Consider the following 14,073-nt stretch of genomic DNA (forward strand, 5'->3'; position numbering starts at 1 on the left):
TCGTTCCTGACTACTGTGTGCTGAAGATTTCACGCAGGGAGATTCACGGATGACTGCTCGACCAACCCACACCCTTGGCCCTCACGCTCCTGTCCCGGCTCTGCCGTCGGAGGGCATGATCGGCGTTATTGCACCCGCCGGTCCCGCGACGCTGGACACCGACAAGGCGGTGCAGTGGATGCGTGCCCGAGGTTATTCACTGAAAGTGTTTCCGGGGGTCTACGAGAAAGACGGCTATCTGGCCGGCAGCGACGACGTGCGGCTCAATGACCTGCATGCTGCGTTCGCGGATCCTGATGTCGATGCCATCATCTGTCTGCGCGGTGGCTACGGCACGCCCCGCCTGCTCGATCGTATCGATTTCCAGCTGCTGCGCGATAACGCCAAGCCATTCATCGGCTACAGCGACATCACTGCCCTGCATTTGGCGATCAGTCGTTATGCCGGCTTCGTGACATTTCATGGCCCGCTGCTCAATGCCGATCTGCTGGGCGACAAGCAAATTCCTACGGAGTCTTCCTTCTTCAGCATGCTGAGAGGGCAGGTGAGGGCAGGCTCAGTGATGGCGCATCCGGTTGCCTACCCGTTGACCACAGTCGAGCCAGGCGTGGCCCATGGGCGGCTGCTGGGGGGCAATCTGGCCATGATTGCCGCAACCATGGGCACGCCTTACGAAATTGACGCCGAGGGTGTCATTCTGTTGATCGAGGACATCAACGAGCCGCTGTATCGCATTGACCGGCTGCTGACCCATCTGCGGCTGGCAGGCACGTTGCGCAAGCTGCGCGGGGTGTTGGTCGGGGATGTGGCGGGGGTTGAGGCCGCAGCGCTGGACCGCTTGCTCAAGCAGACCTTCGAGCCAATGAAGATTCCGGTGCTGTCCGGTTGGCGCAGTGGGCATTGCGACCCGAACCTGACATTGCCCATGGGGGCGCTGGTCAGGCTGGATGCGGGGAACAAGGAGTTGATGCTGGAACAGGATGTGGTGGTCAGGCAGTAGATGTTCATCGTCTGAAAGTCAGTCTTCGCGAGCAAGTCGGATCGCCGCACCGCCGCTCCCACAGGTGACCGAGTTCCTCCATGGGAATACGGTCGAATGTGGGAGCGGGCTTGCTCGCGAAGCTTTTAGCGGTTGCGCAAGCCTTCCAGCAACTTGTGCGTCGGATACCCGTCCGCCGGCCAGCCAAACGACTGCTGGGCGCTGCGGATCGCCTTGCGGGTGTTGGCGCCAATGATCCCGTCGGCGGTGCCGGCGTCATAGTTTTGCGCACTCAACAGGTTTTGCAGCTCGATCCGTTCGGTACGGCTCAGGGGCAGGTCATCCTTTGGCCATGAGCCACTGATCAAGCCCGCGCCATTGAAGCGTTCGGACAACAGGCTCACCCCCAGTGCATAGGATGACGAGTTGTTGTACTTGAGGATTGCCCGGAAGTTGTCGAGCACCAGGAACGCCGGTCCGCGGTAACCGGCCGGCAGTAGCAGGGCGGCGGACAGTTGCTCCGAGCCGGCAGGGACCTGGGCACCGTTGGGCAGGGTAATGCCCAGTTGTCTCCATTCGGCGACGCTCTTGCGAATCGTGCCGTCGGCCAGCACGTAGTTGAACCCGCTCGGCAGTTGGACTTCAAAGCCCCATGGCTGGCCTCTCTGCCAGCCGGAGCTTTGCAGGTAATGCGCGGTCGAGGCCAGGGCATCGGCCGAGCTGCTCCAGATATCGCGACGCCCGTCACCATCGAAGTCCACCGCATGGGTGTTGTAGGTGGTCGGGATGAACTGGGTCTGGCCCATGGCGCCGGCCCAGGATCCGAGCATCTTCTCGGGCTCGATATCGCCTTGTTGCAGGATTTGCAGGGCGGCAATCAATTGCGCGTGGGCGAAAGCGGGGCGACGACCTTCGTAGGCCAGGGTCGCCAGTGAGTTGATCACCGACTTGTTGCCCTGGAACTGGCCGAAGTTGCTTTCCATGCCCCACACAGCCACCAGCGCCTGACGATCAACGCCGTAACGTTGTTCGATGCCTTGCAGGATGTCGGCGTACTGGTTGATCAGCGACTGGCCTTTGCGTACCCGCAGTGGTGACAGGGCGCCATCGAGGTATTCCCACACCGGTTTTGCGAATTCCGGTTGACTGCGATCGGCACGAATCACACTGGGGTCGAAGCTGACATTGGCGAAGGCGCGGTCGAACAGATCGGCGCGGATACCGGCGGCCAGGGCATCCTTGCGAAATCCCGCCTGCCATTCGGCAAAGGTCTGGGTTGGCTGGATGTCGAGGTTCTCACCCGTCGGAACCACAGGTGGAACAACCGCCGGGGCAGTGCTGACAGGAAGGGTCTGAAGCGGCTGGGCGTCGGCTGCGGTCGGTTTTTCCGCACAGGCGACAAGCAAAACAAGGCTGGAGGCAGCGATCAATTGGCGCAGGTGCCAACGACGGGGAAGACAAAAGGGCATGCACGGGTCCAGGGAATTCGAATCAGGTGCAGACCTTAACATGTCGAAGGGGTGTTCTGCTTTACGCAGCCAGAAAGTAAGAAGCCTCCCAGTTGTCAGACTGGAAGGCTTCGCGGCGGTAACTGCCTTTGCCCTTGGCCGGGCGTTCCTGGCGGCTGCGGAACAATGGCTGGGCGACGATGGATTTGGCCTTGTTGGGGCCATGCTTTGATGGTTTTCTGCTCATGATGATTTCTCGCAGGTGAGTGGATTTTGCGAGGCGCATCATCGGCCGAAGTCGCGGACCTGTCCAGTCCCTGCATTGTGTAGGAGATTTCACTCCGCCGGCAGTGACAAACGCTGACCTGCCATCAATAGCGTCAACCGGCTCAAGCTCATCCACGGCGAGCCCGCCGCCTGGCCCTTGATCTGCGCGTCGATGCGTTGCGCTTCCAGCAGCAGTTGCGCCCAGCGTTGTGCCGAGTAGCGTTGCAGGGCTTTGCTCATCAAGGGTTTGCGCTTGTCCCAGATCGGCGGCTTGGCTTGGCTGAAGGCCTTGTCCAGCGGCATCCCCTGACTGTATTGCAGCGAAATATTGGCCAGCAGGCGCAACTCCCGGGCCAGGGCCCAGAGAATCACCGGCGGTTCGACGCCTTCGCCGCGCAAGCCTTCGAGCATGCGCAGCGCGTGGGCAGCCTCACCATTGAGCACCGCATCGGTCAGGCCAAATACGTCGAAGCGCGCACTGTCGGCCACCGCCGCCTGTACGGTTTCGACGGTGATCTGGCCCCCTTCGGCCATCAGTTTGAGCTTTTCGATTTCCTGGGCGGCAGCCAGCAAATTGCCCTCTACCCGTGCAGCGATCAGTTCAACGGCGTCCTGGCTGGCGGAGAGACCGGCCTGGGACAGGCGCTGGCGGATCCAACTGGGCAACTGTCCGACATCGACTGGCCAGATCTGCACGAACTGGGTTTGCTGTCCTTCGACCAGCGCCTTGCCCCACTTGGTTTTCTGCGCGCTACCATCGAGTTTCGGCAAGCTGATCAGCAGCACGGTATCTTCGGCCGGGCGCGAGCAGTATTCGATCAGCGCGGCGGCACCTTTGTCGCCGGGTTTGCCGGACGGCAGGCGCAATTCCAACAGGCGCTTTTCAGCGAACAGCGACATGCTGGCACCGGCTTGCAGCAACGTCCCCCAGTCGAAACTGGCGTCGGCGGCAAACACCTGGCGTTCATCGAATCCCTGCTGACGGGCGGCGGCGCGAACAGCGTCGGCCGCTTCCTGGCACAGCAACGGGTCATCGCCGCTGATGATGTAGATCGGCGCGAGGGCACCTTGCAGGTGTTTGGCGAGTTGGGCGGGGGCGAGCTTCATGAGAGAGGGCAAACGGGGCGCCTGGGCGCCCCGTAAGTCTTACTGCTGCGGCAGTTCGACAGGCGACTGACGCGGGGTTTCCGCTTCAGCCTTTTGTGCCGCTTCCAGTGCCGCGGCGTCAGCCTTGGCCCTGGCTTCGGCAGTCTGCTGCAACTGATCCAGTTGGGCCGGGCTCAGTTGTTCCAGGCGCAGCATCATGCGTTGAACCATCTCCCGGCGGCTTTCTTCCCGGGCCGTTGCAGCTTCCTGATCGGAACCCACCAGGTTGTTGCCGTCGTGCATGTAGATTTTCTGTACTTCAAGCTTGTCGCTCAACAGTGGCAGATCACCGCGACCACGGATGTCGTAGTTCAGTACGGTGGTGATCTGGTACTCGCCAGCACGACCGGCACCGGCGTAGCTGAGGATACGCTGGCTTTCCTGTTCATTGGTCAGGATCAGCTTGTAAGGCGCGCCGGTATAGACATTGACGCCGCTGCCTTCCAGTACCTTGCGCAGTTGGGTTACGGTTGGACCGTAGGCGTTACGGGCGCTCAGGTCGAGTTCCTTGATCGCCAGTTCGTTGGTGCCGGTGCCGCGCAGCTGGAAACCGCAGGCGCTCAGCAGGACCGCGAGGCCCATCACCAGCAGATTGCGTTTGATCATCTTGTTGCTCCCATTGAAACCATGTGGGCCGATCAAGCGGCCCGAAAGGTTTTATTCGGCGCCAGGCTCACCTGGCGCCTTATCCAATCAGCTGGCGACGATATTGACCAGTTTCCCGGGCACTACGATCACTTTACGAATGGTCAGGCCGTCGACGAAACGCAGTACGTTTTCGTTGGCGCGGGCGGCAGCCTCGACCTCTTCGCGGCTGGCGCTGGCCGGCATTTCGATCTGGCCACGCAGCTTGCCGTTGACCTGGATGACGAGCGTCAGGCTGTCCTGCACCAGCGCGCTGTCGTCCTGCACCGGCCAACCGGCGTCGATCACAGGATCGGCGTGACCCAGTTGATTCCACAGCTCATGGCTGATGTGCGGCGTGATCGGCGCCAGCAGCAGGGTCACGGTTTCCAGACCTTCGTGAACCAGTGCGCGATCCTGTTCGGTACCTTGCGCGGCTTTTTCCAGCACGTTCATCAGCGTCATCACCTGGGCGATGGCGGTGTTGAATTTGTGGTTCTGGCCGACGTCCTGGCTGGCCTGCTTGATGGCCAGGTGGATTGAGCGGCGAACGGCTTTCTGTTCGTCGTTCAGGCTGGCTACGTCCAGTTTGCCCGGCAGGCCCTGAGTGACGTGCGCTTGCGCCAGGCGCCAGACGCGCTTGAGGAAACGGTGCGAACCTTCGACGCCGGAGTCGGACCATTCCGCGCTCATGTCGGGTGGCGAGGCGAACATCATGAACAGGCGGCAGGTGTCTGCGCCGAACTGGTCAATCATCGACTGTGGGTCGACGCCATTGTTCTTCGACTTGGCCATCTTCTCTGTGCCGCCGATTTCCACCGGCAAGCCGTCGGATTTCAATTTGGCGCTGATCACCTTGGCCTTGCCGTCGCGCTCAAGCTCGACGTCCGCCGGGTTGAACCAGGTGTAGGCGCCATTGGCTTCCCGACGGTAGTAAGTCTCGGCGATCACCATGCCCTGGGTCAGCAGGTTCTTGAACGGCTCGTTGGAGCTCACCAGGCCTTCGTCGCGCATCAGCTTGTGGAAGAAGCGCGCGTAGAGCAGGTGCAGGATCGCGTGCTCGATACCGCCGATGTACTGATCCACCGGCAGCCAGTGGTCGGCCGCCGATTTTTCCACCAGACCGCCTTCAAAGTGCGGGGAGGCGTAACGGGCGTAGTACCACGAGGACTCGACGAAGGTGTCCATGGTGTCGGTTTCACGCTTGGCAGGCGCGCCGCATTTCGGGCAACTGCATTCGTAGAACTCGGGCATGCGCGCCAGCGGGGAACCGGCGCCGTCGGGTACGACGTCTTCCGGCAGCACGACAGGCAGTTGATCTTCCGGCACCGGCACGTCACCGCAAGTGCCGCAGTGGATGATCGGGATCGGGCAGCCCCAGTAGCGTTGACGGCTGATGCCCCAGTCGCGCAGGCGGAACTGGGTGCGCGAGGCGCCCAGTTCTTTCTTGATCAGCGCAACTTCGATGGCGTCGAAGGCGCCCGCGAAGTCGAGACCATCGAACTCGCCGGAATTGATCAGCGTGCCGTGCTCGCCGTAGGCGTCTTGCCATGGCGCCGGATTGCTGTCACCGGAGCTGGTGCGCACCACTGATTTGACCGGCAGGTTGTACTTGTGGGCGAATTCGAAATCACGCTCGTCGTGGGCCGGAACCGCCATCACCGCGCCATCGCCGTAGTGCATCAGCACATAGTTGGCGACCCATACCGGCAGTTTTTCGCCGGTCAGCGGGTGCTCGACGAACAGACCGGTCGGCAGGCCTTTTTTCTCCTGGGTGGCAACATCGGCTTCGGCCACGCTGCCGCCCTTGCATTCAGCGATGAACGCTTGCAGCTCAGGGTTGTTCTGCGCCGCCAGGGTAGCCAGGTGGTGCTCGGCAGCGACTGCGACGTAGGTCGCGCCCATCAGGGTGTCCGGACGGGTGGTGAAGACTTTCAGCGTGCCCGCTTCGCCGATGGAATCGACGTTGTACGGGAACTGTACTTCCATGCCGCGGGATTTGCCGATCCAGTTGCGCTGCATGGTCTTGACCTGTTCAGGCCAGCCAGTCAGTTCGTCGAGGCTCTCCAGCAGCTCATCCGCGTAGGCGGTGATCTTGAAGTAGTACATCGGGATTTCGCGCTTTTCGATCAGCGCGCCGGAACGCCAGCCACGGCCGTCGATCACTTGCTCGTTGGCCAGAACGGTCTGGTCGACCGGGTCCCAGTTCACGGTGCCGCTTTTTTTGTAGATCACACCTTTTTCGAACAGGCGGGTGAACAGCCATTGTTCCCAGCGGTAGTAATCGGGCTTGCAGGTGGTCACTTCACGCGACCAGTCCACCGCCAGGCCCAGGCTGCGCAGCTGGGATTTCATGTAGGCGATGTTTTCGTAGGTCCACTTGGCGGGCGCTACGTTGTTCTTCATCGCGGCGTTTTCCGCCGGCATGCCGAAGGCGTCCCAACCCATTGGTTGCAGAACGTTCTTGCCTTGCATACGCTGGTAGCGGGAGATCACGTCGCCGATGGTGTAGTTGCGCACGTGCCCCATGTGTAGCTTGCCGCTGGGGTAAGGGAACATCGACAGGCAGTAGTAAGTCTCCTTGCCTGGCTGTTCACTGACTTCAAAGGACTTTTGCTCGTCCCAGAACGACTGGGCGGCGGCTTCGATTTCACGGGGCTGATATTGTTCGTGCATGGCTACTTTTGAACTGAATAGGGGTGGCCCAATCCTCTTCAATGCAACGCTGGACGCGGATCACGCCACCTTGGCGTTTTCGATGCCCAGCCGAGCTGGAAGTGGAGTTACAGGAAGCGCCGTAGCATACATGACCGCGCTCTACCGAGGGAAACCCTGATTACTGCCGCACGTCCTGCAAACATCGCTGCGAGGGCCGTTGGTCGCGGCGTTCAGCCGGTTTGTTCATGGAAGCTAAGCTCTAAATGGGGAGTAGGTCTTATCTTCCAATGAGGTGAGGGATGGTTGAGTCACAGCAAAAAGCTACAAAACCGGAGCTGTACGAAAGGCTGATCGATCGTTTGGCCTTGGCCCTGGAAGCGGCAAGAACCGCTAGCCGGTTGCGCGACGAACGCCCTCTGGAGCTGGAACTGCGCGGCCTGAGCCCTGCAGAGTTTGCACTGGTCAAGGCGTATCTGGATCGCAGTGAGCGTGAGACACACGGATGCTTGTCAGAGGCGGTGAAGCAACTCGACGCACCACGTTCGGCCAAGATCATCTGGCTCAAGGACAAGGTTCCCGGCAGAGAAGCGGTAAAGGTCCGGTCTTTGCATTTCAAATAGGGCACAGAGCTATGCTCCAGGCATTTTTGAAGCATAGTCCTTCCGTATTGATTGTCGCGTTACCTCAATCCACTTAGGCTTCGGGCATCTCCGGGAGATGCTCGATGCCATTTCGTTACTTCGTAAAACAACTTCTTTTGCCACCCGGCATTCTATTGCTGCTGCTTGTGCTTGCCTGGTGGTTGCGCCGTTCAAGGCCGAGGCTTGCCGGAGCGTGCTTTGCGCTGGGCCTGGGTGGCCTCTGGTTGATGAGCTTGCCTGTGGTGGTGCAGTGGAGTGCCGGTCTGCTTGAGCGGGAACCACCGTTGGCACGCGATGAATGGGCAGTCCTGGGGCAGCGCGCAGATGCCATTGTCGTCCTTGGTTCGGGGCGCGAGCGCGGTGACCTGGCCTGGGGGGCCGACCAGCCCACGGGCGTCGGTCTGGAACGCCAGCGCTATGCCGCGCGGCTGGCCAAGGCTTCCGGGCTGCCGGTACTGACCAGCGGCGGCTTGCATTACGGTACGCCGCCCAGCGAGGCGCAGATGATGGCGGACTCCTTGCGTGACGATTTTGGCGTGACTGTACGCTGGCAAGAGGGACGTAGCCGCACGACCTGGGAAAATGCGCAGTTCAGCGCCGAGGTGTTGCTGCCTCAGGGTATCAAGCGTGTGGTGCTCGTGACTCATGCCTGGCATATGCCGCGAGCGGTCTGGAGTTTCCGCAAGGCCGGCTTTGAGGTGGTGCCGGCGCCGGTCGGGTTTCTGGGTGGTGACAACGCGCGGCCGCTGGGTGGCTGGATGCCGGAGTTCAAGTCGATCTGGCAGAGCGGGCAATTGATGAACGAGGCGGTGGGGCAGATCGGTTATTCGTTGTTCTATCGCTGAGTGTCAAACCCTGTGGCGAGGGAGCAAGATCCCTCGCCACAAATGATTTCAGACGGTCTTGGCCATCCGGCTCGCTATCAGTGCCCAGCCGAACAACAGCACGCACACAATGATCAGCGGCCACGAGCGCCATTGCAGGTACGGCGTCAGGTTGTGCATTGGTACCACTTCGCCATACAGGGTGCCGCGTTCGAACTGCGGGATCTGATCGGTAATCTGACCAAACGGGTTGATCAGGCCGGACACGCCGTTGTTGGTGGCACGGATCATCCAGCGGCCGGCTTCCAGCGCGCGCATCTGCGCCATCTGCAGGTGTTGCAGCGGCCCGATGGAGGTGCCGAACCAGGTGTCGTTGCTGATGGTCAGCAGCAGGTCGCTGCGGGCGGCAAGGCTGGCGGCGAACTCCGGATAGACCACTTCATAGCAGATGAACGGCGCGATCTGATAACCCTTGGCTTGCAGCAGCGGCTGGTCGGCCGGGCCGCGAGCGAAGTCCGACATGGGCAGGTCGAAGAAGGCGATCAATCCGCGCAACATGTCCTGCAAGGGGACATATTCGCCAAATGGCACCAGTTTTTGCTTCAGGTAAGTGCCGTCGCCTTCACCGGTAACGGTGATGCCATTGAAGAAACGCTTCTCATGGCGTACCTCCATGCGGACCGGGACACCGGTAATCAACGCCGATTTACGTTCGGCCGCGAAGTTGCCCATCATGGTCAGGTAGCCCTCGGCGGACTCCTTGAGCACCGGGACCGCCGTTTCCGGCCAGATGAGCAGGTCGGCACGCTTGGAACTGAAACTCATGTCACGGTACAGCGCCAGCTGCGAATTGAGCTGCGCCGGGTCCCATTTCATGCTTTGTTCGATGTTGCCCTGAATGGCGGCAACGCTCAGTGGTGGGCCCGACGGGCTGGTCCAGGCGTGGTGCTTGAGCGCCATGCCGACCAGCCATGGGCCGACCAGCAGCAATACGCCGGCAGCGATAAAGCCTTTGCGCCCCGTGCGAACCAGGCGCACGCCGTTGTAGATCAACGCAGCCGTCAGGGCCAGGGTGAAGGAAATCAGCCACATTCCGCCGAGGGGGGCGAGCCCGGCCAGCGGGCCATCGAGCTGGCTGTAACCGGAGTACAGCCACGGGAAACCCGTCAGGAACCAGCCACGGAATGCTTCCTGGCCGACCCATAGCGCCGCGAAGGCGAGGGCATCGGCCAGCGGCGCCTCATTGCGGCGCAGCCAGCGCGCCCATATCCAGGCAGGCAGGGCAAAGAACCAGGCAATCGCTGCCGTGAACAGCAGCATCAGGAAGCCGGCCAGCAGCACCGATGCGCCGCCGAAGTGGTGAATGCTGTAGTAGATCCAACTGGTGCCGGCGCCGAACAGGCCGAACCCGAAACACCAGCCGCGACCCAGCGCCTGGCGTGGGCTCAGTTCACGCAAGCCGGCATAGAACAGGCCGACGGCGAGCAGTGCCAATGGCCAGATATCGAACGGCGCCAGGGCCAGGGTGGTGATTGCACCGGCCGCCACGGCCAGCAGGTTACCGGGCCAGCCGGGGCGGGTTGTCCAGCGCATTTCAATCCTTAGCGAGCAATGGGCGTCAGGCGAAGCAAGTGAATCCGACGGCTGTCGGCGTTGAGGATGCGGAAACGGTATGGGCCGATTTCAGTGATTTCATTGCGTTTTGGCAAATGCCCGAACGCGCTCATCACCAGGCCGCCAACGGTGTCGAACTCGTCGTCAGAGAATTCGCTGTCGAAGAACTCGTTGAAGTTCTCGATCGGCGTCAGCGCCTTGACCAGGAAATCACCGCTTGGCAGCGGCTTGATGTAGCTGTCTTCTTCGACGTCGTGTTCGTCTTCGATGTCGCCGACGATCTGTTCCAGCACGTCTTCGATAGTCACCAGGCCGGCCACGCCGCCGTACTCGTCGATGACGATGGCCATGTGGTTGTGGTTGGCGCGGAATTCACGCAGCAGCACGTTAAGGCGCTTGGATTCCGGCACGAAGGTGGCCGGGCGCAGCAGGTCCTTGATATTGAAACTGTCGCCGTTCTCCTTGAGGATCAACGGCAGCAAGTCCTTGGCCAGCAGCACGCCCATCACGTCATCGTGGCTTTCGCCGATCACCGGATAGCGGGAGTGGGCCGACTCGACCACGGCAGGCAGGAACTCGCGAGGTGTCTGGTGCGCCTTGATGCTGACCATTTGCGAGCGCGGGACCATGATGTCCCGGACCTGCAAGTCAGCGACCTGGATGGCGCCTTCGACGATGGCCAGCGCTTCGCTGTCCAACAGTTTGTTCTGGTGTGCATCGCGCAGCAGCTCCAGCAGCTCCTGGCGGTTTTTCGGCTCGTGGGCAAAAGCCTGGGTGAGCTTACCCAGCCATGACTTCTGCCCGTTGCTCGATCGATCTTCGCTCATAGCGATTACTCTGAATCCTTTGTTGTTTTGGTAGGGGATGAATCGGGTTCGTCGTCCGCGTACGGATCGGGAAAGCCCAGTTCTGCAAGCAACGTTCGTTCCAGTGCTTCCATCTCTTCGGCTTCGTCATCATCGATATGGTCGTAACCGAGCAGATGCAAGCAGCCGTGAATCACCAGGTGTGCCCAGTGGGCCTTGAGTTCCTTGCCCTGTTCAGCGGCTTCGCGCTCGACCACGGCCACGCAGATCACCAGATCGCCCAGCAGCGGGATGTCGAGGAGCTCATCCGGCACATCGGCCGGGAATGACAGGACGTTGGTTGCGTAATCCTTTTGCCGCCAGGTGTGGTTCAGCTCGCGTCCTTCGGCTTCGTCGACCAGGCGAATGGTCATCTCCGAATCGGCGGTGCGCTGGCGCAAAGCCAGTTCGCACCACTGGCGGAACTCGGCTTCGTCGGGGGCGGGGGCCTGGGTGGCGATTTGCAGATCAAGCTCAAGCATCGCGGTGGCTACCCTTGGCGGCTGCATCGTCGGCCGCTTTGGTTTCGAAGCGCTCGTAGGCTTCAACGATGCGCTGCACCAACGGATGGCGCACGACGTCCTTGGGCTGGAAATGGGTAAAGCTGATACCCGGTACATCCTTGAGCACTTCGATCACATGGTGCAGGCCGGACTTGGTGCCGCGAGGCAGGTCGACCTGGGTGATGTCCCCGGTGACGACGGCCGTGGAGCCGAAGCCGATCCGGGTCAGGAACATCTTCATCTGCTCGACCGTGGTGTTCTGGCTTTCGTCGAGAATGATGAAACTGTTGTTCAGCGTCCGGCCGCGCATGTAGGCCAGTGGCGCGACTTCGATCACCTGGCGCTCGATCAGCTTGGCAACGTATTCGAAGCCGAGCATTTCGTAGAGCGCGTCGTAGAGCGGGCGCAGGTACGGGTCGATCTTTTGCGAGAGGTCGCCGGGCAGGAAGCCGAGCTTTTCACCCGCTTCGACCGCCGGACGCACCAGCAGGATGCGGCGGATCTGCTCGCGCTCGAGTGCATCGACCGCGCAGGCTACGGCCAGATAGGTCTTGCCGGTACCGGCCGGGCCGATGCCGAAGTTGATGTCGTTACCGAGGATTTCCTTCACGTAGCGCAGCTGATTCAAGCCGCGGGGGCGAATCATGCCTTTCTTGGTGCGCAGGGCCACGGACGGTTCGGCGGGGGAATGGTTGTCCAGTTGCTCGACAGCCGATTCCTGCAGGAACAGGTGCACCATGTCCGGCGACAGCTCGGTACCCTTGGTTTCCCGGTACAGGCGGCGCAGGAGATTTTCCGCGGAGGTGGTGTGTTTGGGTTCGCCGATCAGCTCGAACTGGTTGCCGCGATTGCGGATTTCGATGGTCAGGCGCTGTTCGATCAAGCGCAAGTGCTCGTCGAATTGCCCGCACAGATTGGCGAAGCGACGAGCTTCAAAAGGCTCGAGAATGAAGCGATGGGGTTCTATGGGTGCGTTCAAGGTCGTATTTAGCCGCCCTGGGGCAATAGTGATGAATCAAGGATAGCGCCAGTGGCGTGGGCGCGAAAGCTCTTATACAGACCAAGTTGATTCACTGGCCTGGCGCTGTCCCTGTGGGAGCGGGCTTGCTCGCGAAGGCGGACTGTCAGCTACATCAATGCTGACTGGCAGGCCCTCTTCGCGAGCAAGCCCGCTCCCACAGGGAAATGCGGTGTTACGGGATCAGCGAACCCCGCAGCGAGTGCGGTTGCGCGGCATCGATGTGCACATCCGCGAACTGGCCGATCAGGGTCGGATTGTCGCAGCGGAAGTTGACGATACGGTTATTCTCGGTCCGGCCTTGCAGTTCGCCCGGGTCTTTTTTCGAGTAGTCGGTCACCAGGATCCGCTGGATCGAGCCGACCATTTGTCGGCTGATCTCGAAACCCTGCTGGTTCAGGCGATGCTGCAGGGCGTTCAGGCGCTCTTTTTTCAGTTCTTCCGGTGTGTCGTCCGCCAGGTCGGCGGCCGGAGTGCCCGGGCGCTGGCTGTAGACGAACGAGTAGGAAAAGTCGAAACCGACGTCGGCAATCAGCTTCATGGTTTGCTCGAAGTCTTTCTCGGTCTCGCCCGGGAAGCCGACGATGAAGTCCGAGCTGATGCAGATTCCCGGCACGGCGGCGCGCAGCTTGCGCAGTTTGGATTTGTATTCCAGTGCGGTGTGATTGCGCTTCATTGCGGCGAGGATGCGATCAGACCCCGACTGCACCGGCAAGTGCAGGTGCTTGACCAACTCCGGCACGTCGGCGTGGGCCTGGATCAGGCTGTCGGAAAACTCCAGTGGATGCGACGTGGTGTAGCGGATGCGGTCGATGCCGTCGACCGCGGCGACCACGCGAATCAGCTCGGCCAGATCCGCCAGGCGCCCGTCGTGGGTCAGGCCGCGATAGCCGTTGACGTTCTGCCCCAGCAGCGTCACTTCGCGCACGCCGTTTTCGGCCAGGTGAATGATCTCGGCAATCACGTCGTCGAACGGGCGGCTGACTTCTTCGCCGCGGGTGTAGGGCACCACGCAAAACGTGCAGTACTTGCTGCAACCTTCCATGACCGACACGTAGGCGCTCGGGCCATCGATGCGAGGCTCGGGCAAATGGTCGAACTTTTCGATTTCCGGGAACGAGACGTCGACTTGCGGCAGCTTGCTGATGCGCGCGGCGTCGATCATTTCCGGCAGGCGGTGCAGGGTTTGCGGACCGAACACTACGTCGACGTACGGTGCACGATCGCGAATGGCCGCGCCTTCCTGACTGGCCACGCAGCCGCCGACGGCGATCACCATGTCCGGGTTGGCCTGCTTCAGTTCGCGCCAGCGGCCGAGTTGGGAGTAGACGCGGTCCTGGGCGCGCTCGCGGATCGAGCAGGTGTTGAGCAGGATCACGTCGGCGTCTTCAGCGCGGGCGGTGACTTCCAGGGCCTGATGTTCGCCCAGCAGATCGACCATGCGCGAGCTGTCGTACTCGTTCATCTGGCAACCGTGGGTTTCGATGTAAAGCTTCTTGGCCATGG

General features: G+C 61.3%; 13 protein-coding genes. 3 read left to right on the plus strand and 10 right to left on the minus strand.

What is annotated here, in order from left to right; all coding sequences use genetic code 11:
* The first annotated feature begins 49 nt into the window (after nt 1-49).
* Nucleotides 50-1,000 (plus strand): LD-carboxypeptidase, encoded by a 951-nt coding sequence (locus CAG47_RS17115; protein ID WP_085726038.1) that lies wholly within the window; start codon nt 50-52, stop codon nt 998-1,000.
* Nucleotides 1,001-1,125: 125 nt separating this feature from the next.
* Here the strand turns inward: CAG47_RS17115 and CAG47_RS17125 are convergent, their stop codons facing one another.
* The 5 genes from CAG47_RS17125 to leuS form a co-directional block, all read right to left on the minus strand.
* Nucleotides 1,126-2,448 (minus strand): lytic murein transglycosylase, encoded by a 1,323-nt coding sequence (locus tag CAG47_RS17125; protein WP_085726040.1) that lies wholly within the window; start codon nt 2,446-2,448, stop codon nt 1,126-1,128.
* Nucleotides 2,449-2,509: 61 nt separating this feature from the next.
* Complete coding sequence (gene arfA / locus CAG47_RS17130) at nt 2,510-2,674, minus strand: alternative ribosome rescue factor ArfA (protein WP_085726192.1); 165 nt, start codon at nt 2,672-2,674, stop codon at nt 2,510-2,512.
* 89 nt (nt 2,675-2,763) lie between these two features.
* A complete protein-coding gene (holA, locus tag CAG47_RS17135; protein WP_085726041.1) occupies nt 2,764-3,801 on the minus strand; it encodes a DNA polymerase III subunit delta in 1,038 nt (345 codons plus the stop codon).
* A 39-nt stretch (nt 3,802-3,840) separates the two neighbouring features.
* Nucleotides 3,841-4,446 (minus strand): LPS assembly lipoprotein LptE, encoded by a 606-nt coding sequence (gene lptE, locus CAG47_RS17140; RefSeq protein ID WP_085726042.1) that lies wholly within the window; start codon nt 4,444-4,446, stop codon nt 3,841-3,843.
* An 87-nt stretch (nt 4,447-4,533) separates the two neighbouring features.
* Nucleotides 4,534-7,140, minus strand: coding sequence for a leucine--tRNA ligase (leuS, locus tag CAG47_RS17145; RefSeq protein ID WP_085726043.1), 2,607 nt, complete (start codon nt 7,138-7,140; stop codon nt 4,534-4,536).
* 281 nt (nt 7,141-7,421) lie between these two features.
* Between leuS and CAG47_RS17150 the strand changes: the two genes are divergently transcribed.
* Nucleotides 7,422-7,742 (plus strand): hypothetical protein, encoded by a 321-nt coding sequence (locus CAG47_RS17150; protein WP_085726044.1) that lies wholly within the window; start codon nt 7,422-7,424, stop codon nt 7,740-7,742.
* A gap of 104 nt (nt 7,743-7,846) precedes the next feature.
* The gene (locus CAG47_RS17155) at nt 7,847-8,608 is read left to right on the plus strand and encodes a YdcF family protein (protein ID WP_085726045.1); all 762 of its coding nucleotides are present in this window, start codon (nt 7,847-7,849) and stop codon (nt 8,606-8,608) included.
* A 48-nt stretch (nt 8,609-8,656) separates the two neighbouring features.
* Here CAG47_RS17155 and lnt read toward each other — a convergent pair whose 3' ends face one another.
* From lnt to miaB, 5 genes are all read right to left on the minus strand, one after another.
* Nucleotides 8,657-10,180 carry an apolipoprotein N-acyltransferase gene (gene lnt, locus CAG47_RS17160; RefSeq protein WP_085726046.1) on the minus strand — a complete coding sequence of 508 codons (1,524 nt, stop codon included), beginning with the start codon at nt 10,178-10,180 and terminating at the stop codon, nt 8,657-8,659.
* A gap of 8 nt (nt 10,181-10,188) precedes the next feature.
* Entirely contained in the window at nt 10,189-11,028 is an 840-nt protein-coding gene (locus CAG47_RS17165) for an HlyC/CorC family transporter (protein WP_085726047.1), read from the minus strand.
* Nucleotides 11,029-11,033: 5 nt separating this feature from the next.
* Nucleotides 11,034-11,528, minus strand: a complete 495-nt coding sequence (gene ybeY, locus CAG47_RS17170) for an rRNA maturation RNase YbeY (RefSeq protein WP_085726048.1) — start codon at nt 11,526-11,528, stop codon at nt 11,034-11,036.
* Nucleotides 11,521-12,528, minus strand: a complete 1,008-nt coding sequence (locus CAG47_RS17175; RefSeq protein ID WP_085726049.1) for a PhoH family protein — start codon at nt 12,526-12,528, stop codon at nt 11,521-11,523. The genes ybeY and CAG47_RS17175 overlap by 8 nt, the downstream gene beginning before the upstream one ends.
* Nucleotides 12,529-12,742: 214 nt before the next feature.
* Nucleotides 12,743-14,071, minus strand: a complete 1,329-nt coding sequence (gene miaB, locus CAG47_RS17180) for a tRNA (N6-isopentenyl adenosine(37)-C2)-methylthiotransferase MiaB (protein ID WP_177409018.1) — start codon at nt 14,069-14,071, stop codon at nt 12,743-12,745.
* Nucleotides 14,072-14,073: the final 2 nt, after the last annotated feature.

The sequence above is a fragment of the Pseudomonas sp. R37(2017) genome (genome assembly GCF_002113375.1).
Classification (GTDB): domain Bacteria; phylum Pseudomonadota; class Gammaproteobacteria; order Pseudomonadales; family Pseudomonadaceae; genus Aquipseudomonas.